The following is a 24,676-nucleotide window of genomic DNA, read 5'->3' as shown; positions in this document are numbered from 1 at the left end:
CTCAGCAGAGTCACTCGGGACCGGGAGGTCGGACACGATGGATCAAAGCACGATGACAGCGACGCTTCGCGAGATCCCGCCGCTCGCGCCCGGCGACCGCGGCCTCCCTTGGGTCGGCCGGCTGCTGGACTACTCGCGAGACCCGGTCGGCTTCTACCGACACCAGTGGGAGACGTACGGACCGGTCTCGCCGTTCTTCCGAGCCGGCGAGACCGGCGTGGTGGCGCTCGGACCCGACGCCTGCGAGGCGGTGCTCCGCAACAAGGACAAGGCCTTCGCCAACGGCCCCGCCTGGGGGCAGATCGTCGGCCCCTTCTTCGACCGCGGCCTGATGCTGCTCGACTTCGAGGAGCACCACGCCCACCGCCGCATCCTGCAGGAGGCCTTCACCCGCCCCCGGCTCGCGGCCTACACGACCGCGATGCAGCCGGCGATCGAGCAGGGCATGCGCGCCTGGGACACCGACGCACAGTTCCGCGCCTACCCGCGGCTCAAGCAGCTCACCCTCGACATCGCCGCCGACATCTTCATGGGCGGCGCGAAGGACACCAGCCGTGCGGAGATGGAGCGCGTCAACGAGGCGTTCATCGCCTGCGTGCAGGCGGCCGCCGGCGTCGTACGCGCCGATGTGCCGCTCACCCGCTGGGGCCGGGCGTTCCGCGGGAGGAAGGTCCTGGAGGACTTCCTGCGCCACTACCTCCCCGCGAAGCGCGCCACCGCCTCCGACGACATCTTCTCGGTCCTGTGCCACATCGAGACCGACGACGGCGAGCGGTTCAGCGACGAGGACGTCGTCAACCACATGATCTTCCTGATGATGGCCGCACACGACACCTCGACGATCACCACCTCGACGATGCTGCAGTACCTCGGCCAGCATCCGCAGTGGCAGCAGCGCTGCCGCGAGGAGTCCCTCGCCCTCGGTCCGGCGCCGAACATGCCCGAGATCGAGAGCCTCACCAGCCTGGATCTGGTGATGAAGGAGGCGCTGCGGCTGCGCGCCCCGGTGCCGGCCCTGATCCGGCGTACGGTCAAGGAGACCAGCCTTCTCGGGTTCCGGATCCCGGCGGACACCGGCGTGATGGTCGGGGTCCAGTTCAGCCACATGATGGAGGACTACTGGACCAACCCGGCCGTCTTCGACCCCGAGCGCTTCGCACCGCACCGCCGCGAGGACAAGAGCCACCGGATGGCCTGGGAGCCGTTCGGCGGCGGCGTGCACAAGTGCATCGGGCTCCACTTCGCCGGTCTGGAGGTCAAGTCGATCCTGCACCGGCTCCTGCGCGACTACCGGTGGAGCGTCTCCCCTGGCTACCGCGCACCCCTCGACAACAGCTCGCTGCCGTTCCCGAAAGACGGCAGCCCCATCCATCTGACCCGGATCTGAGGAGATCGATGACCACGAAGACGACCGAGGTCCAAGGCGTACGTCCCGGATGGATCGACGACGTACGGCTCGCTTCCTGGACCCGCTGGGTGGCCTGCCCGGTCTCCGGAGGTGACGGCTCGCTGACCGCGACCGCACCGTACGACGCCGGGCCGACGCTCCCGGTGCCGTCGGTCACCCCCGCGGACGTCGCAGAGGCCGCGGCCACGGCGCGCGCGGCACAGCCCGACTGGGCCACCCTCGCCTTCTCGGACCGTGCCGAGGTCATGCTCCGCTTCCACGATCTGCTGGTCGAACGCCAGGACGAGGTGCTCGACCTGATCCAGTGGGAGATGGGAAAGGCCCGCTTCCATGCCTGGCAGGAGGTCCTGCAGGTCGGGACGATCGCCCGCCACTACGCCCGCCGCGGCCCGACCTACCTGGCCGACAAGCGGGTCCGCGGCGCGATCCCCGGCGTCACCTCCGTGAAGGAGGTGCGGGTGGCGAAACAGGTCGTCGGGATCATCTCGCCGTGGAACTACCCGCTCTATCTCGGGGTCGGCGACGCCGTCCCGGCCCTGCTCGCCGGCGCGGCCGTGATCAGCAAGGCCGACCCGCAGACGCCGCTGACGCTGCTGTGGGCAAGGGCGCTGATGGCCGAGGCGGGGCTGCCCGAGCACGTCTGGCAGGTCGTCACCGGGCCGGGCGCGGCGACCGGCGAGGCGGTCATCGACAACGTCGACTACATCGCCTTCACCGGCTCGACGCCCACCGGGAGGATCGTGGCCCAGCGAGCTGCCGGCCGGCTGATCGGCGCCTCCCTCGAGCTCGGCGGGAAGAACCCGCTCATCGTCCGCCGTGACGCCGACGTCGGCCAGGCCGCTCGCGGCACGGCGATGGCGGCCTTCGCCAACACCGGCCAGATGTGCGTCCACATCGAGCGCGTGATCGTGCACGAGGACGTCTACGCCGCCTTCCGTCAGGCGCTGGTCGCCGAGACGGAGGGCCAGGTGGTCGGCCAGTCCTTCGACTACTCGGCCGACGTCGGGTCGCTGGCCTCGCAGGCGCAGCTCGACAAGGTCACCGCCCACGTCACCGACGCGGTCGCGAAGGGCGCGACCCTGCTCACCGGTGGCGAGCCGCTCCCCGAGGTGGGTCCGTACGCGTTCGCCCCGACGGTCCTGGAGGGCGTGACGTCCGAGATGGATCTGTGCCTCGGTGAGACCTTCGGCCCGGTCGTCGCGCTCTACCGCGCCGACAGCGACGAGGAGGCGGTCCGGATCGCCAACCAGGGCGAGGCCGGGCTCTCGGCGAGCGTGTTCAGCAAGAACGTACGCGAGGCCGACATGATCGCCCGCCGGATCCGCGCGGGCGCGGTGAACATCAACGACGGCGCCGCGCTGGCGGCAGGAAGCATCGAGGCCGGGATGGGTGGCATGGGATCGAGCGGACTGGGCAGACGACACGGCGCCGACGGGATCCGGAGGTTCACCGACGCCCAGACCATCGCGGCGTCCCGGATGGGTCCGATCGGGCCGTTCAAGGGCCAGACGGTCGAGAAGTTCGTGCAGCTCGGCAACGGCCAGCTCAAGGCGCTGCGGAAGCTGGGCGCCCGATGAACGCGGTGCCGACCGGGGCGACGTCCCGTCCTGGCGAGCACAACCTGGCGGTCCTGGCCGAGGAGTCCTACGCCCGGCACGGCGACCACCCGGCGGTCTTCTTCGAGGGCACCTGGCACTCCTCGACCGAGATCACCGAGCGGTCCGCGCGGGTCGCCGGCGGCCTGCGCGAGCTCGGGATCGAGCCGGGCGACCGGGTCGTGGTGCTCACCATGAACACCCCGGAGGTCTTCGTCAGCTACCGCGCCCTGTGGCGCGCAGGCGCGGTGGTGACCCCGGTGATCTTCCTGCAGACTCCGCCCGAGCTGCGCCACATCCTGGAGGACTCCGGGGCCAAGGCCGCGATCGTCACGCCCGAGCTGCTCCCGCTGGTCCAGGCAGCCGGAGAGGGCCTCGACCTCACCGTCATCGTCGCCGGAGGGGACCGTGTTGGTCTCGACACGCCTCCGCCCAGCGGCTCCGGCGGCTCGACCAGCGGGGCGAGGCTGGTGGCGTACGAGAGCCTGGAGAGCGCCGACCCGATCGACATCGTCCCTCGCGGGGACGACGACCTCGCGGCGCTGCTCTACACCGGCGGCACCACCGGTCGGGCCAAGGGCGTGATGCTCAGCCACCGCGGGCTGTGGGAGTCCGGGCACGCGCTCCACCGGGTCGGTGAGAGCCAGGGCACGACACGGTGGCTGCTGCCGCTGCCGCTCTCCCATGCGTACGGCCTGATCGTGGTCATCAGCGGCATGCACTCCTCACGGCCGCAGACCTCGGTGCTGCAGCGGTGGTTCGACGCCAAGGGGTGGCTCGAGCTCGCCCAGGAGCACCAGGTGGAGTCGAGCACGGTGGTGCCCTCGATGCTGCAGATGCTGCTCGACCAGCCCTACCAGGACTACGACCTGAGCTCGCTGCGCTCCTTCGGCAGCGGTGGCGCGCCGCTGCTGCCGGCGCTGCGGGAGAAGGCCGAGGAGGCCTTCGGCGTGACCATCCTGGAGGGCTACGGCTGCACCGAGTCGAGCGCGGTCATCGCCGCCTCGACGGTCGAGGAGTCGCGGCCCGGCAGCGTCGGCAAGCCGCTCTCCCACGCCGAGGTCATCATCGCCGGTCCCGACGGCGAGCCCGTCCCGACCGGCGAGGAGGGCGAGATCTGGGTGCGTGGCCCCGGTGTTATGCAGGGCTACTGGAACGATCCCGAGCAGACCGCGGCCACCGTCGTCGACGGCTGGCTGCACACCGGCGACATCGGCCACTTCGACGACGACGGCTACCTCTACGTCGACGACCGGATCAAGGACCTGATCATCCGCGGCGGGTTCAACGTCTTCCCGCGCGACGTGGAGGACGCCCTCCTCGCCCACGAGGCCGTCACCGCCGCCGCGGTCGTCGGGCGGCCCGACGAGCAGCGCGGTGAGGAGGTGGTCGCGGCCGTCGCCCTCCATCCGGGTGCGCGGGCCACCCCCGAGGAGCTGATCGCCTTCGCCAAGACGCGGCTCGCGCCGCACAAGTACCCCCGCGAGGTGCTGATCCTCGACGCCGTCCCCGTCACCAGCGTCGGCAAGACCGACAGGAAAGCCGTACGCAGCCTGATCCGCACCACCGAGGGAGAGTCATGACCCGCCAGATCAAGGGAACCGCCGTCATCGTCACCGGAGGTGCCCGTGGCATCGGTCGCGCCACCGTCGAGCGGCTGGCTCGTGCCGGGGCCACGGTGGCCGTGGGCGACCTGGACCCGGACCTGCTCGACGAGGTGGTCGCCGAGTTCGGCCCACGCGTGATGGCCGCGCATCTCGACGTCACCGACCCCGGCTCCTGGCGGGTCTTCCTCGACTCTGTCGCGGATCTGGGACCGTGGGACGTGCTGGTCAACAACGCCGGGATCATGCCGCTCGGGCCGGTCCTGAAGGAGGACGACGCGCTCACCCGGGCGATCTTCGAGGTCAACGTGCACGGCCCGATCAACGGGATCAAGGCGGTCGCACCGACGATGGTCGAGCGGGGCAAGGGCCACATCGTCAACGTCGCCTCGGCCGTCGGGCGGGTGCCGGTCCCGGACGCGGCCACCTACTCTGCCTCGAAGTTCGCCGTGGTCGGCTTCTCCGAGGCGCTGCGGATGGAGCTGGCGCCGTCCGGGATCGACGTGTCACTCATCCTGCCGGCGGTGGTCCAGACCGAGCTCTCCGACGGCGTGCCGGAGGCGAAGGGGATGAAGCCGGTCACCGCCGAGGACGTGGCCGCCGCGATCGAGGCGGTCATCCGCGAGCCACGTCCCGAGGTCTGGGTGCCCGGTTGGGCCCAGGCCCTGACCAAGATCACCCAGGCGATGCCGCGCAGCGTCCAGGACTTCGTCGACCGAGCCACCAACGCCTCGCAGCTGCTCGCCGGCGTCGACCCAGCGGCCCGGGCTGCCTATGAGGAGCGGGTGCGGCGCAACATCCGTTAGACGGATGGCCGGCTGAGGATTGGCCCAGGAGACGAGGGGCTGATTGGCCGGGCGCGGAGGGCGCTGCCCTCACTAGCGTCACAATCGTGAACAACGATGGAATCACCGTGCCCCAGGGCGCGGCTCTCACCCTCGGTGCCGTGCTCGGCACCGGTGTCATCTCCCTGCCGGCTCTGGCGGCTCAAGAGGCCGGACCGGCCTCGCTGCTCGCCTGGCTGGCGCTGATCCTGCTCTCGGTGCCGCTGGCGGCGACCTTCGCCGCGCTCGGCGCGCGGCACCCGGACGGCGGCGGGGTGGCGACGTACGCACGGCTCGCCTTCAACTCGCACGTGGCGACGATGGTGGGCTGGGCGTTCTACCTGACGATCGGCGTAGGGGCGCCGGTCGCGGCGGGGTTCGGTGGGGCGTACGTCGCCGACGCCTTCGGCGGTGGGCAGGGCATGTCGCTGTTGGCGACGGCGGCGATCATCGTGCTGGTCACGGCGATGAACTGGTTCGGGATCAAGGTCTCCGGGAGCGTTCAGCTGGCGATCGCCGGGGCGATCGCAGTGCTGCTCGCGGTCGCGGTCGTCGTGGCGCTTCCGCATGCGGACCTGGGTCGACTGACGCCCTTCGCCCCGCACGGCTGGGGCTCGGTCGGAACCGCGGCGGCGATGCTGGTGTGGGCCTTCGCGGGGTGGGAGATCCTGTCGTCGCTCTCGGCCGACTACCGCGACCCGGCTCGCGACATCCGCCGGGCGACGTTCCTGGCGCTCGGCGTCGTGACGGTGCTCTACCTCGGCATCGCGTTCGCGACCGTCGCCTCGCTCGGATCCACCTCCGGAGCCGCGCCGTTGGCCGACCTGCTCGTCCTGGGCTTCGGGGAGCCGGCCCGGCCGGTGACCGCGGTCGTCGCGGTGCTGCTGACCATCGGCGCGATCAACGCCTACTTCGCCGGCGGCTCGCGGCTCGGGGCGGCGTTGGCGCGTGAGGGCGGGCTGCCGCGGGTCCTCGCCGACCCCGTCTCCTCGATCCCCCGGCGCTCGCTGCTCGCGATCAGCGCCGTCGCGCTGGGGACGGTCGTGGTGATCTGGGCTGCCGGCACCTCGACCGACGCGGCCCTGCTGATGGCCTCGGGGACGTTCTCCCTGCTCTACGTGGTCGGCGCAGCGGCCGCGCTGCGGCTGCTGCCGCGGGGGACGTGGTCGTGGTGGGCCGCGGTCTGCTCGATGGTCGCGGCACTGGTCCTGCTGGGTCTCACCGGCGCCCACCTGCTCGGGCCGGTGCTCTTCGCCGGTGCGGGGCTGGCCTGGTCGCTGGCGCGCTCACGACGGGACCGTTCACGACCAGCCCGCGAGGGCGCCCAGGAGGTCGAGCCCGCGGGGCAGGCTCTCTGTCCGGACGGCTCCGTAGCCTAGGAAGAGCCCGTCGCGACCCGGCAGCAGGCGGTGGGCGCTGATCGTGTCTAGTGCGAGTCCCTCGGCCGCGGCGCGGTCGGCCAGGTCAGCGGGGAGCTCCGCGTAGGCGGACAGGTGCAGTCCGGCAGCGGACGGGAGCACCTCGACCGGCCAGGTGGCGAGGGTCTCGAGGAGGAGCGAGCGGCGCTCGGCGTACGTCTTGGACGCCTTGCGTACGTGCCGGGCGAGAAGGCCCTCCTCCAGGAAGCGGGCCAGGGCGGCCTGGGGCTGGACGGGACCGAAGCCGTCGGTGAGCTGCTTGGCGCCCAGGAGGCTGTCGACGAGGGAGCCCGGCGCGACGAGGTAGCCGGTGCGCAGGCTGGGAAGCAGCGACTTGGAGAAGGTGCCGACGTAGATCACCCGGCCCTGGTCATCGAGGGCGTGCAGCGGTTCGAGAGGCCGCCCGGTGAACCGGAACTCGCTGTCGTAGTCGTCCTCGACGATCCCCGCCCCGTGAGTGTTGGCGAAGGCGAGCAGGGCGCGGCGGCGGCTGAGGGAGAGGCGCACCCCGAGCGGGAACTGGTGGCTCGGGGTCGTGTAGACGAGCCGGGTCTGCTCCGGGAGCTGGTCGACGACCAGCCCGTCCTCGTCGACCGGAACCGGCACCACCCGGGCACCGTGGGAGGCGAAGAGGTCGCGTGCGGACGGGTAGCCCGGGTCCTCGACCGCCACGATGTCGCCCGGCTCGAGCAGCACCCGGGCGACGAGATCCAACGCCTGCTGGGTCCCGTTGGTGACCACGATCTGCTCCAGGTCGGCCCGTACGCCGCGGTGGTAGGCGACCGAGTGCGCCAACGCCTCACGCAGTCTGGGCAGACCGGCAGGCGAGGAGTAGGTCCCGGGGTTGTGCCCCCGCAGCCGCGACTCCGCCGCCAGGACGCGGCGCCAGGTCTCGAACGGGAAGAGCTCCGCGTCGGGGATCCCCACCCGCAGGTCGTACGCCGGGACCGCTGCGTCGGCGCTCGTCGGCCGTGGGGACCACCGCCAGCTCGGCTTCGGGGTGAGGGAGCCCGGGGTCGGGTCCCTGCGTCGGCGGGTGGTCTCGGCGACGTACGTCCCCGCGCCGACGCGCGACTCCAGGAAGCCCTCGGCGACGAGTCGCTCGTAGACGGTGGCGACGGTGTTCCGCGAGATGCCGAGGTCCTGGGCGAGCGCTCGGCTCGCGGGGAGCCGGTCACCCGCCTTCAGCCTGCCGTCGGCCAGCGCCTCCCGCAGCGCCTGGTAGAGCGACGCGGACCTTTCTGCACGGTCGGTCAGGTCAAGCGCGAGGTCCACAGCGCGATTGCACCACAGCAGGGCGCCGAGCGTCCGGTGGTTTCAGGGCAGCCGGCGCCCGTCTGGGTTGGTCGGCAGCCCGAGGCGCGCCATGATCTCCTCGGCAGTCTCGGCCGCGGACAGGTGGGTGTTGTCGACCACGGTGTGCGGGAAGGGCAGCGGGAACGGCATCTCAGCGCCGGTCGAGAGCACATGGCGCTCGTTCCAGTCCACCACGTTGGCCCGCGCCCACTCGGTGTCGCGCTTGGACGGCTTCGCGGCCAGCCGCTCCGGGGTGCCCTCGCGGCCGAGACGGGTCGGCAGATCGGCGTACAGCTCGACGCAGTCGACCTTCCCTCCCGCCTCGACCACGGGGGCGACCAGGCTCTCGACCGCCTGGGTGTCCTCCGGGAGCTCGAGCGCCCAGACATAGGTGAAGATCAGGCCGGGGAGGTCGGAGGCCACTGCCTCCTCGATCACCCGCCGCCGGAACTCGGCCTTGAGCACCCCGAAAGACGGCATCCCCCAGTCGAAGACCTCCAGCAGCGGCTCGATCGTGGCGTGGTTGTGGAAGAGGCGGTACGGCGTGCGTGCCGCGAGCTCCCGGCCCACGCTCATCTTGCCGACCGCCGGTGGGCCGAAGAGATTGACGAGATGCATGGGGTCAGTGTGACCGCTGAGTGTCGGTGCTCGCGACTAGGTTTGTCCCATGAGCGACACGTCCAAGGCGTTGGCGCAGTTCAGCGACCCGACACGTACGTGGTTCGCGGCTGCCTTCGCGGCGCCGACCGCGGCTCAGGCCGGGGCCTGGGAGGCGATCGGGGCGAGGCGCAACGCGCTGGTGGTCGCGCCGACCGGGTCGGGGAAGACGCTCAGCGCCTTTCTGTGGTCGATCGACAAGCTGCTGACCGAGCCGGTGCCTGAGAAGAAGCAGCGTTGCCGGGTGCTCTACATCTCCCCGCTCAAGGCGCTCGGTGTGGACGTCGAGCGCAACCTGCGCAGCCCCCTGGTCGGGATCCGGCAGACGGCCGAACGGCTGGGCGTCGAGGCGCCCGAGATCCGCGTCGGGGTGCGGTCCGGCGACACGACCGCGGCCGATCGGCGCAAGCTGACCACCACCCCGCCGGACATCCTGATCACCACGCCCGAGTCGCTGTTCCTGATGCTGACCAGCCAGGCCCGCGAGACGCTGCGCGGCGTCGAGACGGTCATCGTCGACGAGGTCCACGCGGTGGCGGCGACCAAGCGTGGCGCCCATCTGGCGCTGACGCTGGAGCGCCTGGACGCGCTCCTGGAGAAGCCGGCGCAGCGGATCGGGCTCTCGGCGACCGTCCGGCCGTTGGAGGAGGTCGCGCGCTACCTCGGCGGCAGCCAGCCCGTCGAGATCGTCGCGCCACCGGCGGAGAAGCGGTGGGACCTGAGTGTCGTGGTGCCGGTCGAGGACATGACCGCGCCGAGCCCCTACGGCGAGGACGAGGACGACGACCCGCAGCGGGCCTCCTCGATCTGGCCCCACGTCGAGGAGCACGTCGCCGACCTGGTCACCGCCCATCGCTCGACCATCGTCTTCGCCAACTCCCGCCGGATCGCGGAGCGGCTGACCGCGCGGCTCAACGAGATCGCCTCCGATCGCCTCTGGCAGACACCCGCTCCAGCCGCTGGCCGACCCGCGAGCGCCAGCGAGCGTGTCGAGACCAACACAGTCGGTTCGAGCGCGACAGGGCACCGTGTTGGTCTCGACACGCCTCCGCCGCCCTCGCTTCGCGAGGGGGCTCCCTCGCTCGGCTCGACCAGCGGCGGGGTGCCGCCGGCGCAGGTCATGGCGCAGTCGGGGCAGTCGCACGGCGCGGCCCCGGTGATCGCCAAGGCCCACCACGGCAGCGTGTCGAAGGAGCAGCGCGCGCTGATCGAGGACGACCTCAAGTCGGGCCGTCTCCCGGCGGTGGTCGCGACTTCCAGCCTCGAGCTCGGCATCGACATGGGCGCGGTCGACCTCGTCGTCCAGATCGAGTCACCACCGAGCGTCGCCTCCGCTCTCCAGCGGGTCGGGCGCGCCGGTCACCAGGTCGGCGAGGTCTCTCGCGGCGTACTCTTCCCGAAGCACCGCGGCGACCTGGCCCAGACCGCGGTCAGCGTGCAGCGGATGCGGCAGGGCCTGATCGAGTCGATGAGCCTGCCGGCCAACCCGCTCGACGTGCTCGCCCAGCAGATCGTCGCCGCGACGGCGCTGGACACCTGGGACGTCGACGAGCTGTTCACCCTGGCCAGAAGGACGGCGTCGTACGCGACGCTCCCCCGCTCCGCCTACGACGCCACCCTCGACCTCCTGGCCGGGCGCTACCCGAGCGAGGAGTTCGCCGAGCTGCGCCCGCGGATCGTGTGGGACCGGGTCGCCGGGACCGTGACCGGGCGTCCAGGCGCTCAGCGACTCGCGGTGACGAGCGGCGGCACCATCCCCGACCGCGGTCTCTTCGGGGTCTTCATCGCCGGCGAGGGTGTCGGGCGCCGGGTCGGCGAGCTCGACGAGGAGATGGTCTACGAGTCGCGGGTCGGCGACGTCTTCGCCCTCGGCGCGACGAGCTGGCGGATCGAGGACATCACCCACGACCGGGTGCTGGTGACCCCGGCCCCCGGGATCCCGGGGCGGCTGCCCTTCTGGAAGGGCGACTCGCTCGGCCGGCCCGCGGAGCTCGGCGAGGCCGTCGGCGCCTACACCCGCGAGCTCGCCGCGCTGCCCACTGCGATGGCGGAGGCGCGGGCGCAGGAGGACGGCCTGGACGCCTACGCGGCCGCCAACCTGGTCACCTACCTGCACGAGCAGGTCGAGGCCACCAACGTCATCCCCTCCGACAGCAACATCGTGGTCGAGCGGTTCCGAGACGAGCTCGGTGACTGGCGGCTGGTGGTCCACTCCCCCTACGGCCGCCCGGTGCACGCACCGTGGGCGCTGGCGATCAACGCCCGGATCCGGGAGCGCTACGGCGTCGACGGGCAGGCGATCGACAGCGACGACGGCATCGTGATCCGGCTCCCCGACACCGATGCCGAGGCTCCGACCGGCGAGATCATCGTCTTCGAGCCCGACGAGATCGAGGACCTGGTCACCACCGAGGTCGGTGGGTCGGCGCTGTTCGCCAGCCGGTTCCGGGAGTGCGCGGCGCGGGCGCTGCTGCTCCCCCGCCGTGACCCCGGCCGCCGCTCGCCGCTGTGGCAGCAGCGCCAGCGCTCGGCCGCGCTGCTGGAGGTCGCCTCGCAGTATCCGAGCTTCCCGATCATCCTCGAGGCCGTTCGCGAATGTCTCCGTGACGTCTACGACCTGCCCTCCCTGGTCGGTCTGCTGAAGCGCATCGAGAGCCGCGAGATCTCCGTCGTCGACGTCGCCACACCGACTCCGTCGCCCTACGCCCAGTCGCTCCTCTTCGGCTACGTCGCCCAGTTCCTCTACGAAGGCGACTCGCCCCTGGCCGAGCGCCGCGCCGCCGCGCTCACCCTCGACCAGGGTCTCCTCGCCGAGCTGCTGGGCCGAGCCGAGCTCCGCGAGCTCCTCGATCCCGAGGTCCTGGCCGAGGTCGAGTCCGAGCTCCAGCGCCTCGCGCCCACCCGGAGAGCCCGCGGCGCCGAAGGCATCACCGACCTCATCCGCACCATCGGCCCGCTGACCCTCGAAGAGATCACCGCCCGAACCACCCCTGCCGAGACGTCACGTACGTCGGCCGAGGCGTCACGTGCGTCGTCCGAGGCGTCACGTACATCGGGCGAGGCGTCACCGACTGACGTCTCGGACAACGGCAGTGACGCCTCGACCGACCGGGGTGACGTCTCGGCCGACCGGGGTGACGTCTCGGCGATGCTGGCGGGCCTGGCCACGGCTCGACGGGTCGTCGAGGTGCGGGTCGCCGGGGAGGGTCGGTGGGCGGTGGTCGAGGATGTGGCCAGGCTCAGGGACGGGCTGGGGGTGGCGGTCCCTCCGGGCGTACCGTCGGCGTTCACCGAGCCCGTCGAGGACCCGGTCGGCGACCTGGTCTCGCGCTACGCACGCTCGCACGGGCCGTTCACGGCCACCGACGTGGCCTCGAGGCTGGGGCTGGGCGAGGCCGTCGTCCGGCACGCCCTGGCGCGGCTCTCGGCCCGCGGGCGGGTGCTCGACGGGGAGTTCCGGCCGGGCGGGAACGGGCTGGAGTGGTGCGATGCCGACGTGCTCAGGATGCTGCGGCGGCGCTCGCTCGCCCGGCTGCGCAAGGAGGTCGAGCCCGTCGAGCCGGCGGCAATGGGCAGGTTCCTCCCGGCATGGCAGAAGACGTCCGTACGCAAGGGCGCGCTACGTGGGGTCGACGGGGTGCTGAGCGTCGTCGACCAGCTGTCGGGCTGCCCGGTCCCGGCCAGCGCGTTGGAGAGCCTGATCCTTCCGGCCCGGGTGGTCGACTACGAGCCGGCCTTCCTCGACGAGCTGACCGCCGGCGGCGAGGTGCTCTGGGCGGGCCACGGCACCCTGCCCGGCACCGACGGCTGGGTCTCGCTGCACCCGGCCGACACGGCCGAGCTGACCCTGCCGCCCCCGACAGAAGTCACTGACGGACCCCTTGCCCAGCAGCTGCTCGCGGCGCTGGAGCCCGGCGGCGCGTGGTTTTTCCACCAGCTCGCCCGCACCGTGGGAGGCCACCTCGACACCACCCCGAGCGATGCCGACCTCAGCGCCGCCCTGTGGGAGCTGGTCTGGTCGGGTCGAGTCAGCAACGACACCCTGTTGCCGCTGCGGGCGCTGACCCGTTCCGGGACACCGTCGCACCGCTCGAGGCGGCCACCGCCGCGCGCCCGTGGCGGACGCTACGCCGGCGGCGCGCGGATGCCGGTGCGGGCCGGTCTTCCGGAGACGGCCGGGCGCTGGACGATTTTGCCCGAGCCCGATCCCGACCCGACCAAGCGTGCCCACGCGGCCGCCGAGCGGCTGCTGGACCGGCACGGAGTCGTCACCCGTGGCGCGGTCCAGTCCGAGCGCACCCCCGGCGGGTTCGCCGCCGTCTACAAGGTGCTCAGCGCGTTCGAGGAGTCCGGTCGCGCCCGGCGGGGCTACTTCGTCGAGGGCCTGGGCGCGGCCCAGTTCGGCACTGCCGGCTCGGTCGACCGGCTGCGTACGTTCTCCCGGGTCGACTCCGGCGACAAGCCGGTCGCCCTCGCGCTCGCTGCCACCGACCCGGCCAACCCTTACGGCGCCGCGCTCCCCTGGCCGGTCTCGACAGTCTCGACCACCGATGCCTCGGGCCACCGGCCCGGCCGCAAGGCCGGCGCGATCGTCGTGCTGGTCGACGGCGAGCTGGCGATGTACGTCGAGCGCGGCGGCCGCACGCTGCTGACCTGGTCCGACGACCCCAACCTGCTCGAGCCCGCCGCCGAGGCGCTCGCCGAGGCCGTCCGGCGAGGCGCGCTGGGCAGGTTGACGGTCGAGAAGGCCGACGGCGCCCCGCTGCTCGGCTCCGGCGAGACACCGCTGCGCCAGGCGCTCCAGTACGCCGGCTTCATCGCCACCCCGCGCGGCCTGCGCCTGACCTCGCAGAGCAGGTGAGGACGTGCCCGAGGGGGACGCGGTGCTCCGCACCGCCAGGAGGCTCTACAAGGGGCTGGCCGGGCAGGTGCTCACCCGAACGGACTTCCGGGTCCCGCAGCTGGCCACGGCCGACCTCGCCGGCGGCACCGTCCGCGAGACACTGCCCCGTGGCAAGCACCTGCTGACCCGGATCGACCATCGCACCGGCGAGTGGACGCTGCACACCCACCTGAAGATGGAGGGGTCCTGGCGGGTCCTCGAGGCCGGCCGGCGCTGGCCCAAGCCCGGGTTCCAGGCACGAGTGGTGCTCCGCACCGAGAGGACCGAGGCGGTCGGCTTCCTGCTGGGCATCGTCGAGCTCGTGCCCCGGGACCAGGAAGAGCGTCTGGTCGGCCATCTCGGCCCGGACGTCCTCGCCGACGACTGGGACCCGGACGCGGCCCTCGAACGCCTGTCCCGCCAGCCCGAGCGGCCCCTCTTCGATGCGCTGCGCGACCAGACCAACCTCGCCGGGATCGGCACGATCTACGCCGCCGAGACGTGCTTCATCGCCGGGATCAGTCCGCTGCGTACGGTCGCGGAGGCCGGCGACAGGCTCCCCCGGATGCTCCAGCGCGCACGGGACCTGATGCAGGCCGACTGGTCACGCTCCCGGCAGATGTGGGTCTACGGCCGCCGAGCCTGCCGACGCTGCGGCGGCACCGTGACTGTCGCCAAGGTCGGCCCTCCCGGTGAGGAGCGCCCGGCCTACTTCTGCCCGAGGTGTCAGCCCTAAGCCTGATACCCGTGCGCGAGCTGCATCCGGATCCGCGCGATCCGCACTCGGGTGTCTCGCATGTGCCGAGCGACGTGCACGCGCTCGCTGGGAGCGACGGAGGTGAGCTCGTCGCGAAGGATGTTCAGGGTCTCTTCCAGCCCGAAGAGCTCGGCCTCGAGCAGCGCGGGATCCCTTCGCGGCGCCGGAGCCGCCGTGCTCGGAGGCTCGTTCTCGACAATCATCTGCATGACACCATCTCCCCATGAACCTGCGGCCCGTCGTGGGCCCACATCACCCAAGGAGACGGCGGCGTCCTTCTTGAGACACCCGGGAGGCGATCTCCCCGAATTTGGGGAGGATCAGGCTGCGGCGGCGTCGGCCGCGGCGCGGACCGGCATCCGCAGGATGGTGGCCTCTTCGATGGCGACCGCGTCGGAGACGTCGCGAAGCACATCGGAGAGAGCCACGTCGAGTGCGCTGCACAGCGAGGCGAGGAGCTCGGAGGAGGCCTCCTTCTGGCCACGCTCGACCTCAGAGATGTAACCGAGGCTCACTCGGGCCTCCGCGGAGACCTCGCGCAGGGTCATCCCACGCTCGAGCCGCTGGGCACGAAGCACCTCGCCGAGAAGTCGACGGAAGAGCACCATCGCGGTCAGCCTCCTACAGTTCACAAGTCACCGACATCTGGGTGACGTCTTTCTCCAACGCTACCCGACCCTTCGATGTTCCCGCCGAAGTAGTCGGAGTAGTTCATCAACAGCGAACAAACACGTATCACGCTGGATCTCCGCACGCGAGCCCGACAGGCTCAGACGTGAGGTTGTTTCACCGTGCGGACCGGAAACCCCGACGTAGACCGTCCCGACAGGCTTTCCCTCCTGCTCCTCGGGCCCGGCCACACCCGTGGTCGAGATTGCGTACGTCGCGCCCGACCGCGCCCGCGCGCCGCTGGCCATCGCCTCGGCGCACTCGGCGGAGACCACGCCGACCGTCTCGATCACCGACGCTGGCACGCCAAGCAGCTCGTGCTTGAGCTCGGTCGCGTACGTCACGAACCCACCGCGATAGGTCGCCGAGGCGCCCGGCGGCTCGGCGAGCGCGGCCGCCAGCTGTCCCGCGGTCAAGGACTCGGCGGTGGCCACGGTCGCTCCGATCTCACGCAGTGCGGCGTTCAGCTCCTCGATGGCACTCATGACGACGACGTTAGCGGTCCGGCCGTCGCAGTGACGACCGGACCGCTATCGGCGAGTCCTGCTCAGCTCAGCGGCTTCCAGGGACCGTGTCGATCACCCGGCCGCTGGTTGCGGGTCCACCACTTGGCCTCGTAGCGCTTGCCCTGGTGGACCACCACGTCACCGGCGGTGAAGATCCGCGACGGCGTCCAGGTGGCAGTGCCGTCCGCGGCCGTGACGATCTCCTGCCAGGGGCCGTAGGGGTCGCCGGGCTTCTGGTTCGACGTCCACCACAGCGCTCGCCACAGCGAACCGGCGTAGGTCACCTCGTCACCGGCGCCGTAGACGGTGCGCGCGTCCCAGGCCGGGGCCTGCGGCGGCGCCGCCTCCGCCACCGTGAGCGGCACCAGCACGGTCGTCCCGGTCGTCGAGCCGACGACGGTGAGCTGGGCCGGACCCGGCACGACCGTCGAGGGCAGAGCCACCGAGACCGAGGCGGCGCCGTGGTCGTCGTACGTCGCCGTCCCGACGGTGTTGTCGACCTCGGCGGTGCCGAGGACGGTGTCACCAAGCCTGACCTCGACCGACGCATCGGTGAGGTCCTGGCCCGTCATCGCCAGGGAGGCGAGGTCGAAGGTGACCGTGTCGCCGGGCGCGTACTCCTCGGGAGCGTCGGCAGGAAACGCGACCTCGACGGCCCGCTGGCCGTAGTCGCCCGGGAGGGGTGCCTCGGCGGTCTGCTCGGCGAGGTAGTCGACCATCGCGGACAGGTCGATCTTGCCGGTGTCGCGTTTGTCGGCACCGTTTGCGAGCTCGTGGAAATTGTCACCGCCTGAGGCGAGGAACGAGTTGACCGTGACCGAGTAGGTCTCCTCCGGGTCCAACGGCGAACCGTCGAGCCACATCCCCGTCACCGTTCCCAGCGGCGTCCCCGGACGAGCGGGGTCGTCGGACTGGGTGTAGGTGTAGGTGAACCCGTCGGAGGCACCCAGCCTCAGGAACGGCCGCGACGGCACGCCGCCGGACGCGTCGCGCTGCCACTGCTGCTCCAGGACGGTCTTGATCTGCTCGCCGGTGAGGTCCATGTTGACCAGCGTGTTGGCGAACGGCTGCACGAGCGCGGCCTGCTTGTAGGTGAGGTCACGAGCATCGCCCGCCGCAGTGCCGGCCATGTCGGCCCTCAGCCCGCCGGGGTTCATGAACGCGATCTGGGCCTCGCCCGCCTCCGGCGACGAGGTCGCCCAGCGCTGCACCTCTGCCACCATGTTGCCGAGTGTCGACTCGCCGCCGCGGTTCTCGGTGGTGCCGTTGGCGAGCTTGGCACGGTTGAGCGGCGCCTCGATCTGGCCGAGCACCTCGGCGCCGAGCTCATCGGCCCGCGCGACCGCGTCGGAGACGATCTGCGCCGTCGCCTCGTCGGGCTCGAAGCCGCCACCGGCCAGCGCGACCAGGCTCGTCGAGAGCCCTTCGACGTCGCCGGTGGACGGGTCGACGGTGTAGACGAGCCGGTTCAGGTTGATGCCGTACTGCCCGGCGGAGACCACCGGACGCTCCTTGACCTCGCGATCGGACCACTCGGTGACCGGGAAGGAGCAGTCGTACGCCAGGTGGGTGTGCCCCGAGACGATGGCGTCCACGTTGGCGTTGACACCGGTGACGATGTCACCCCAGGTCGTGCCGGGGTTGTCCATCGCGGCGCAGTTGATCGACGGGGCGCCCTCGTGGACGAGCATGACGACGAGGTCGGCGCCCTGCTCCTTGAGCTCGTCGGCGTACGTGTTCGTCGACTCGACGATGTCACCGACCTCGAGGTCCGCGATGCCGGCCGGCGACACCAGGGCCGGGAGCTCCTCGGTGACCGCTCCGACGAAGCCGACCTTGACTCCGGACATCTCCTTGATCCAGGTCGCCGGGACGGCCGGGTCGCCGGTCTCCTTGAGGGTGACGTTGGCCCCGATGTAAGCCCACTCGGCACCGCCCTCGGGGTTGGTCTCGGCGTCGTACTCCGCCATCACCCGGTTGACCAGGTCGTCGTAGCCTGCGTCGAACTCGTGGTTGCCCACCGCGCTGACCTCCAGACCCGCCTCGTTGAGCGCGTCGATGGTCGGCTTGTCGTGCTGGATGAACGACTCGAAGGTGGATGCGCCGATCAGGTCACCGGCAGCCGCGAAGACCGTGTTGGGGTTCTCCGCACGCAGCTGCTTGACCGCCCCGGAGAGCACTGCGGCACCCGCCTCGGCGCCGTTGGCCTGGATTCGGCCGTGGAAGTCGTTGGTGGCGAGCAGCTGTACGTCGACCGGTGCCGCCTCCGCGGAGATCCCGACGACCACAGGGTCGTGGTCGGAGGAGCGCCACGGACCGTCCTGGTGCAGGTCGGTGCCGGTGTAGTTGTAGCGGCTGTACTCCTTCAGGATCGACTCGCCGGAGTTGACGTTCCAGATGTCGGTGCCGGTCACCCGAGCCTGCAGCGACCCGTTGAGCAGCACGTGGTCGAGAGAGCCGACCAGACCGGAGAAGAGGTAGCTGTACTCCTCGTTGCCCGATACCTGCTCGGAGTCGGCGTAGCCGGCTTCGTAGAGCACCTGCAGCGGGTCCTCGGCTGTGTAGGCGTTGAAGTCGCCGGCCAGCGCGACGTCGGAGACACCCGTCTCCTCCTGAACCGAGGTGACCCAGTCGCGCAGCGCGGTCGCCTGGCGCACTCGGGACTCGTTGGAGGCACCCTGGCCATCGCCGGTGTCGCCGTCGCCCGGCCACGGGCCGGCCGAGCCCTTGGACTTGAAGTGGTTGACCACGAAGAGGAACGGCGCGCCGCCATCGGCCGGCTCGAAGATCTGCCCGAGCGGCTCGCGGGCGTTGCCGAAGGCCTGGCCGTCGTCGCTCTGGTCGCCCAGTGCGAGCGACTCGCCGACCCTCTCGACCGAACCGGGCTTGTAGATGATCGCGTTGGTGATCACGTCCAGGCCACTGTCGGGGAGTTGCCCGGAGATCGGGTTGGCGGCCCAGGTGCCTTCGCCGGCATCGGCGTTCAGCGCGGCGACCAGCGACTCGGTCGCCTCGCCCGGCGTCTCACCGAGCGAGGTGGAGTTCTCGATCTCCATCAGGCCGACGACGTCGGCATCGAGCGCGTTGATCGCAGCAACGATCTTGGTCTGCTGACGCTCGAAGTCCTCCGGGTCCCAGGCCCCACGCTGGTCGCAGCCGCCGGAGACGTGGTTGCCGTCGCCGGCACGGTCGACGTAGGCCCTGCAGCCGCCGTCACCGACGTTGTCGTCGTCGGCGTCGCCGAGGGTGGTGAAGTAGTTGAGCACGTTGAACGAGGCGATCTTCAGGTCGGCGTCGCCGAGCTTGGCGGCGTCGGGGGCCTCGGTACGGCGGTTCTCGAACTCGGCCGGCCACGTCGACGGGTCGGCGTCGATCGGAGCGGTCGGCTGGAGCCGATAGGTCGGGGCCGAGGGCGAGCCTCCCTCGGTGAAGATGACCGGGTCCAGGTCGGCTGCGGCACCGACGAGGATCGGGGCGTCGTTGGAGAGCCAGGGGAGGTCGGCGTCGGTCGGCACCCGCCAGGAGGTGGAGCGGCCGTCGTCGAGGATGATCCGGCGGGCGGCGTTGTCGGCCGCTACGGCGGCGGCCTCCGCCGAACCCGGACGGGCGACCTCGGTCGGCTGGGTCAGCGGCTTGTCGCCGGCGGCGAGACCCAGCTCGCCGTAGACGGTGGAGCCGGTGTAGGTGTCGGCCACGGTGAGGTCGCCGGGCGCGAAGAGCATGCCCTCCAGCGACTCCTTCTGCGCGGCCGTACGCGGCCACTCGCTCGTCACCGGCTCGATCTCGCCGGTGCCGTCGGCCACGATGTCGGCGGCGGCGCTGACCTCGACCTCGGTCAGACCGGCGTACTCCTTGACCAGGCCGGTCACGGTGACCTTGTCGCCGGGCTGGGCGGTGACGGGGCCGGCAGCCTGCGTCTGGTAGACGAAGACCGCGTCGGAGGCCGGGTGGTCGGCGAGTGAGCGCTCGCCGCCGGTGCCCGCGGTCTGGAGGTAGAAACCGGCGAGCCCACCAGAGGGGTACGCCGCGGTGACGATGCCGTCGGTGGTGACGGTCTCGCCGACGAGCGGGCTGGTGGTGCCCTCGCCCTGGATCTCGGCCGGGGTGGCCTCGGTCGGGTCGCCGGGCTCCTCGGGGTCACCGGGATCCTCGCCGCCGCCCGACGGGGTCGGGGTCGGCGCGGTTCGGGTGAAGTCGGCGGAGTTGTCGTCGGTGTCCGCGCCGCCGGTGCGGCTCAGCGACTGGGTGGCGGTGGCGGTGGCCCCCGCGGGTGCGCCTTCGAAGGAGGCGGCGCCCGACGTACCGAAGAAGTCGACGACGCCCTCCACACCGACCGTCGACCCGGAGGTCGCGATCACTGCGGTGCCCTCCTGGAGGGCGACCTGCCCACCTGCCGCAGCCATCGAGAACGGCGGCGACGCGGCGTGGTCGGGGGTGGGGAGCGCCTCGCCGGTCGCGCCGGTCGCCGACATCTGGATCAGGTAGTGCGCACCGGCCGGCACCGAGCCGGACAGTGCCTGTGGGGTGCCACCGCTGCCGCCGCCGGCGGAGCGGTAGTGGATGGCCAGACCGTCGAGGGCGATCGCCTCGGCGCTCGGGTTGAAGATCTCGACGAAGTCCGCGTTGTAGACAGCGCCGGAGTTGCCTCCGGCGCCGTAGACCTCGGAGATGACCAGGCGGTCCCCCGCAGGTGAGGCCTGCGCGACCGGGACAGCCACTGCGAACAGACCGGCGGTGGCGACCGTGAGGCCCACCGCCGAGCCGAGCAGTGTGCGTGCTGACAGCATGAAAGACGACTCCCCGCATGAGGTGAAAGAGTGAGTGCGCCAGCCGGCCTGCCCGATCAGTGCGATCGCTGAGGACCGACCGAAACGACGTGACTCTAACCCGGCGTACGTCTCGGTGGGTGCGACTTGGGGTGAACGTCAGGTAACGGAGTTACAACGAGCGGAAATGGTCCAGACCACTCGGTGCTACCCGGCGTCGCCGCGCAGCGACGCCCGCTGCTTCCACACGCCGTGGAAGAACTGGGCACCCGACCACATGGTCAGCGCGACCGCGACCGCGAGGCAGACCTGGAACGCGTAGAAGAGAATCTCCCAGACCAGGGCGTCACCGAAGGCGCCGCCGTGCGCCGAGCCGTGCGGCAGCGGGAGCAGCAGGCCGCCGAGGGCGACCGCCTGCACGGTGGTCTTGATCTTGCCGAGCTCGTCGGCCGGGATCACGATCCTCTTCAGGACCGAGAGCCGCAGCAGGGTGACGCTCCACTCGCGCAGCAGCACGATGATGGTCACCCACCACCACACGTCGCCGACGATCGAGAGCCCGATGAGGGCCATGCCGGTGACCGCCTTGTCGGCGATCGGGTCGGCGATCTTGCCGAAGTCGGTGACCAGGTTGTGCTTGCGCGCCAGGTCGCCGTCGATCTTGTCGGTGATCATCGCGAGCACGAAGATCACGAACGCCACCCAGCGCAGCGTCGGGTTGTCGCCGCCGTCAGCTAGCAGGGCCCACGCGAAGAACGGCACCGCGAGGATCCGCAGCGTGGTCAGCGCGTTGGGTACGTTCCAGTTGCTGGTCTTCGCGGCGGCATCGGCATTCTCGGGCTCGGCGTTCACGGGCTGCACCTTAACCGTTCACCGAGGCGACCAGGTCGACGCCTTCGGAGGCGATGACGGTCGCGGGCACGAGATCACCCGGACGTACGTTCTCGACCGCGCCCTCGAGCGAGGTCATCCCGTCGACCTCGGGGCCCTGATGGAGGGCCCGGCCGAGGATCTCGCCGTCAGCGACCTCCTCGACGAGCACGACGACCTGCTCCCCGATCCGCTCCTCGGCGCGCTGGGCGGTGAGCTCCTCGACGAGCTCGTTGACGTGCTCGACGCGGGCCCGGATCTCGTCCTCGTCCAGCTTGAGCGAGTCGTCGAAGGCCGCGGCCTCGGTGCCGTCCTCGTCGGAGTAGCCGAAGACGCCGGTGACGTCCATGCGCGCGGCGACCAGGAAGTCGGTGAGGATCTCGAGGTCCTGCTCGGTCTCACCGGGGAAGCCGACGATCACGTTGGAGCGCACGCCGGCCTCCGGCGCGTACCCGCGGATCTGCTCGAGCAGCCCCAGGAAGCTCTCCGGGTCACCGAAGCGCTTCATCCGGCGCAGGACCGCGTTGGAGGCGTGCTGGAAGCTCAGGTCGAAGTAGGGCGCCACGCCCGGCGTGGTCGCGATGACCTTCAGCAGGTCGGGGCGGGTCTCGGCGGGCTGCAGGTAGGAGACGCGGACGCGCTCGATGCCGTCGATGGCCCCGAGCTCCGGCAGGAGCGTCTCGAGCAGCCGGAGGTCGCCGAGGTCCTTGCCGTAGGAGGTGGAGTTCTCCGAGACCAGGAAGAGCTCCTTGACGCCCTGCTGGGCCAGCCACTGCCCCTCGTGGAGCACGTCGGAGGGACGCCGCGAGACGAACGAGCCGCGGAACTGCGGGATCGCGCAGAAGGTGCAGCGCCGGTCGCAGCCGCTGGCCAGCTTCAGCGGCGCCCAGGGAGCGTCGTCGAGCCGCGTACGTCCGGCGAAGCCGGGCACCTGGTCCACAGCCGCCATGCCGGGGACCGAGATCGCGGAGGCGTCGCGCTCCACCGGCGAGATCGGCAGCAGCAGCCGCCGGTCCTGGGGCGTGTGCGGGTGGTGGGCCTCGCCGCTCAAGATCGAGCGCAGCTTGGCGGCGATGTCGGGGTAGTCGTCGAACCCGAGCACCGCGTCGGCCTCGGGGAGCTCGGCGGCCAGGTCCTTGCCGTAGCGCTCGGCCATGCAGCCGACCGCGACGACGGCCTGCGCCTTGCCCGTCTCCTTGAGGTCGGCGGCCTCGAGCAGCGTGTCGACCGAGTCCTTCTTAGCCTGCTCGACGAAGCCGCAGGTGTTGACCACCACGGTGTCGGCCTCGTCCGGGTCGGCGACCAGCCGGAAGCCTCCGGCCGTCAGCCGGCCGGCGAGCTCCTCGGAGTCGACCTCGTTGCGGGTGCACCCGAGGGTCACCATCGCCACCGACACCAGCGGCTCGTCGGTCGGCGTGGTCTCGGCGGAGGGTTCGGTCGCAGTGCTCATCACCGTGAAGTATGACGCGCACACGCCCCGGAGACCGAACCCTCGCACCTGCGTCCGTCGTGCGGGGCTCAGCTGGGTTTCACGGCGAGCACCGGCACGGTGGCCTCCAGCAACAGCTTCTGCGCCATCGATCCGAAGAGCAGCTTGCCGGTCGGGGTGCGGTGCTTGACCCCGATCACCAGCCGGGAGGCGCCGTGCCGGGTGGCCGCATCCAACAGGCTGCCGACCGCGTCGCGGTCATGCGGGCCAGGCACCTCAAAGGAGACCGGCACACCGTCGAGGTGCTCGTCGGTGGGGTCCAGCTGCACCCCGTCGAGGTTGAAGACCACCAGGTCCTCTTCTCGCAGGCGCGCTTCCTCGAGGCCGGCGCGCAGAGCCGCGGCACTTTCGGGCGTATCGGTGCGAGCGACGATCACGGTCATGGTTTCACTCCTGGATGGTCGAGATGGATGGGATGGGTCACGTTCAGACGTCGCGGCGTGCTCGGCCGATCAGGGCCTGGCGCGCCTTGAGCCCGACGACGACGAGCAGCAGTGCGTAGAGCACCAACGGGATCGGCCCGGAGACGAAGATGGCGTAGTCACCGTTGGAGCCGAGCAGTGCGTCGCGCATGCTGGTCTCAGCCAGCGGCCCGAGGACCATCCCGATCAGCAACGGCGCGACCGGGACGTCGTAGCGCCGCATGGCGAAGCCCAGACAGCCGATGGCCAGGAACAGCAGCAGGTCGAACCGTGACAGTCCGGTGGCGTACACGCCCAGACCGCAGAAGAGCACGATCGAGCCGTACAGATACGGCGGTGGAATCAGCAGCAGCTTGGCCCACAGGTGGGCGAACGGAAGGTTGATGATCAGCAGCACGATCATCGCGATGAAGAAGCTCGCGAGCAGCGCCCAGACCAGCTCGGGCGAGTTGTCGAAGAGCAGGGGGCCCGGCTGCAGGCCGTACTGGCGGAAGGCCGCCAGCATGATCGCCGCTGTGGCCGACACTGGCAGGCCGAGCGCCAGCAGCGCACCCATCGCCATCCCGGTGGTCGAGTTGCCCGCAGCCTCGGGAGCGGCCACGCCCCGCAGCGCGCCTCTGCCGAACACAGGCACCTTGCGACGCCGGTCGATGCGTCGCTCGACGTCGTAGGCCAGGAAGGTCGGCACCTCGGCGCCGCCCACCGGGATCACCCCGAAAGGCAGTCCGATCGCCGTGCCGCGACCCCAGGCCGGGATCGCCTCCTTGATCTCGCTCTTGGAGAGGTACGCACGGTCGCCGGAAGCGCCGAGCTGCTCGGGCTTGGGGTCGCGCCGGATCCGGGTGACGACGTTGAGGATCTCCCCGAGCGCCAGCATGCCGACCGCGACCACGACCAGCGAGATCCCGTCGAAGAGGTTCATCGAGCCGGCAGTGAGCCGCTCCGCGCCCGAGATGGCGTCGATGCCGACCGTGGCGATGATCAGACCGAGAACCAGCGCGGTGAGGCCCTTGACCACGGAGTCGGCCACCACCGAGGAGATCGCGCCGAAGGCCAGCAGGGAGAGCGCGAAGAACTCGGCGGGGCCGAAGTTCGCCGAGAGGTCGGCCAGGGTCGGGGCCAGGAAGACCACGACGACCGAGGCCGCCATGCCTCCGATGAAGGCACCGATCGCCGCGACGGCCAGGGCTTGGGGCGCCCGGCCGGCCTTGGCCATGGCGTGTCCCTCGATCGTGGTGGCGATCGCCGAGGCCTGACCTGGGGTGTTCATCAGGATCCCCATGGTCGAGTCGCCGAAGAGTCCGCCGAAGTACACGCCGGCGAAGAGGATGAAGGCGGCGGTGGGGTCCAGGGCGAACGTCATCGGCAGCAGCAGGGCCACCGCCATCGAGGAGCCCAGGCCGGGCAGCACCCCGACCGCGGTGCCGATCAGACATCCGATCAGCACCCAGAGCAGGTTCATCGGGCTCAGCGCGCCGCTGAACCCCTCGAGCAGCAGGTTCAACTGTTCCAT

17 protein-coding genes are annotated in these 24,676 nt (G+C 71.1%); 7 read left to right on the top strand and 10 right to left on the bottom strand.

Translation table 11 applies throughout. The features are described 5' to 3' along the window. The first annotated feature begins 52 nt into the window (after positions 1-52). The 5 genes from ABZZ22_RS00925 (at position 53) to ABZZ22_RS00905 (ending at position 6,810) form a co-directional block, all read left to right on the top strand. Positions 53-1,387: a cytochrome P450 gene (locus tag ABZZ22_RS00925; protein WP_354925843.1), complete on the top strand. Its 1,335-nt coding sequence runs from the start codon at positions 53-55 to the stop codon at positions 1,385-1,387. 8 nt (positions 1,388-1,395) lie between these two features. Further along, a complete protein-coding gene (locus ABZZ22_RS00920; protein WP_354925840.1) occupies positions 1,396-2,985 on the top strand; it encodes a succinic semialdehyde dehydrogenase in 1,590 nt (529 codons plus the stop codon). Then, complete coding sequence (locus ABZZ22_RS00915) at positions 2,982-4,586, top strand: AMP-binding protein (RefSeq protein ID WP_354925837.1); 1,605 nt, start codon at positions 2,982-2,984, stop codon at positions 4,584-4,586. The genes ABZZ22_RS00920 and ABZZ22_RS00915 overlap by 4 nt, the downstream gene beginning before the upstream one ends. Further along, a complete protein-coding gene (locus ABZZ22_RS00910) occupies positions 4,583-5,413 on the top strand; it encodes an SDR family oxidoreductase (RefSeq protein ID WP_354925834.1) in 831 nt (276 codons plus the stop codon). Before ABZZ22_RS00915 ends, ABZZ22_RS00910 begins: the two co-directional genes overlap by 4 nt. 86 nt (positions 5,414-5,499) lie before the next feature. Beyond that, complete coding sequence (locus ABZZ22_RS00905) at positions 5,500-6,810, top strand: amino acid permease (protein ID WP_354925831.1); 1,311 nt, start codon at positions 5,500-5,502, stop codon at positions 6,808-6,810. Here the strand turns inward: ABZZ22_RS00905 and ABZZ22_RS00900 are convergent. Together ABZZ22_RS00900 and ABZZ22_RS00895 are read right to left on the bottom strand one after the other, a co-directional pair. Next, complete coding sequence (locus ABZZ22_RS00900) at positions 6,733-8,124, bottom strand: PLP-dependent aminotransferase family protein (protein WP_354925828.1); 1,392 nt, start codon at positions 8,122-8,124, stop codon at positions 6,733-6,735. The genes ABZZ22_RS00905 and ABZZ22_RS00900 overlap by 78 nt on opposite strands. Positions 8,125-8,166: 42 nt before the next feature. Next, positions 8,167-8,763, bottom strand: coding sequence for a hypothetical protein (locus ABZZ22_RS00895; RefSeq protein WP_354925826.1), 597 nt, complete (start codon positions 8,761-8,763; stop codon positions 8,167-8,169). A 49-nt stretch (positions 8,764-8,812) separates the two neighbouring features. Between ABZZ22_RS00895 and ABZZ22_RS00890 the strand changes: the two genes are divergently transcribed. Continuing rightward, complete coding sequence (locus tag ABZZ22_RS00890; RefSeq protein ID WP_354925824.1) at positions 8,813-13,663, top strand: crosslink repair DNA glycosylase YcaQ family protein; 4,851 nt, start codon at positions 8,813-8,815, stop codon at positions 13,661-13,663. A gap of 4 nt (positions 13,664-13,667) precedes the next feature. After that, positions 13,668-14,420, top strand: coding sequence for a DNA-formamidopyrimidine glycosylase family protein (locus tag ABZZ22_RS00885; protein WP_354925821.1), 753 nt, complete (start codon positions 13,668-13,670; stop codon positions 14,418-14,420). On the opposite strand, the gene ABZZ22_RS00880 is transcribed toward ABZZ22_RS00885, so the two are convergent. The 8 genes from ABZZ22_RS00880 to ABZZ22_RS00845 all read right to left on the bottom strand — a co-directional run bounded on the left by ABZZ22_RS00880 (position 14,417) and on the right by ABZZ22_RS00845 (position 24,676). Beyond that, a complete protein-coding gene (locus ABZZ22_RS00880; RefSeq protein ID WP_354925819.1) occupies positions 14,417-14,650 on the bottom strand; it encodes a hypothetical protein in 234 nt (77 codons plus the stop codon). The genes ABZZ22_RS00885 and ABZZ22_RS00880 overlap by 4 nt on opposite strands. Before the next feature lie 111 nt (positions 14,651-14,761). After that, on the bottom strand, positions 14,762-15,049 hold the full coding sequence (locus ABZZ22_RS00875) for a helix-turn-helix transcriptional regulator (protein ID WP_179658425.1): 288 nt from the start codon (positions 15,047-15,049) through the stop codon (positions 14,762-14,764). 60 nt (positions 15,050-15,109) lie between these two features. After that, on the bottom strand, positions 15,110-15,595 hold the full coding sequence (locus ABZZ22_RS00870) for a CinA family protein (RefSeq protein ID WP_354925816.1): 486 nt from the start codon (positions 15,593-15,595) through the stop codon (positions 15,110-15,112). A gap of 62 nt (positions 15,596-15,657) precedes the next feature. Further along, positions 15,658-20,403 (bottom strand): ExeM/NucH family extracellular endonuclease, encoded by a 4,746-nt coding sequence (locus ABZZ22_RS00865; RefSeq protein ID WP_354925813.1) that lies wholly within the window; start codon positions 20,401-20,403, stop codon positions 15,658-15,660. Between the two features lie 186 nt (positions 20,404-20,589). Continuing rightward, the gene (pgsA, locus tag ABZZ22_RS00860; protein WP_354925810.1) at positions 20,590-21,234 is read right to left on the bottom strand and encodes a CDP-diacylglycerol--glycerol-3-phosphate 3-phosphatidyltransferase; all 645 of its coding nucleotides are present in this window, start codon (positions 21,232-21,234) and stop codon (positions 20,590-20,592) included. Between the two features lie 10 nt (positions 21,235-21,244). Next, a complete protein-coding gene (gene rimO / locus ABZZ22_RS00855; RefSeq protein WP_354925925.1) occupies positions 21,245-22,648 on the bottom strand; it encodes a 30S ribosomal protein S12 methylthiotransferase RimO in 1,404 nt (467 codons plus the stop codon). 122 nt (positions 22,649-22,770) lie between these two features. Beyond that, on the bottom strand, positions 22,771-23,124 hold the full coding sequence (locus ABZZ22_RS00850) for a universal stress protein (RefSeq protein ID WP_354925807.1): 354 nt from the start codon (positions 23,122-23,124) through the stop codon (positions 22,771-22,773). A 43-nt stretch (positions 23,125-23,167) separates the two neighbouring features. Then, entirely contained in the window at positions 23,168-24,676 is a 1,509-nt protein-coding gene (locus ABZZ22_RS00845; RefSeq protein WP_354925804.1) for a tripartite tricarboxylate transporter permease, read from the bottom strand.

This window comes from Nocardioides sp. NPDC006273 (genome assembly GCF_040613495.1).
In the GTDB taxonomy this organism is placed as follows: domain Bacteria; phylum Actinomycetota; class Actinomycetes; order Propionibacteriales; family Nocardioidaceae; genus Nocardioides.
This window is presented reverse-complemented; position numbering and strand designations above follow the sequence as displayed.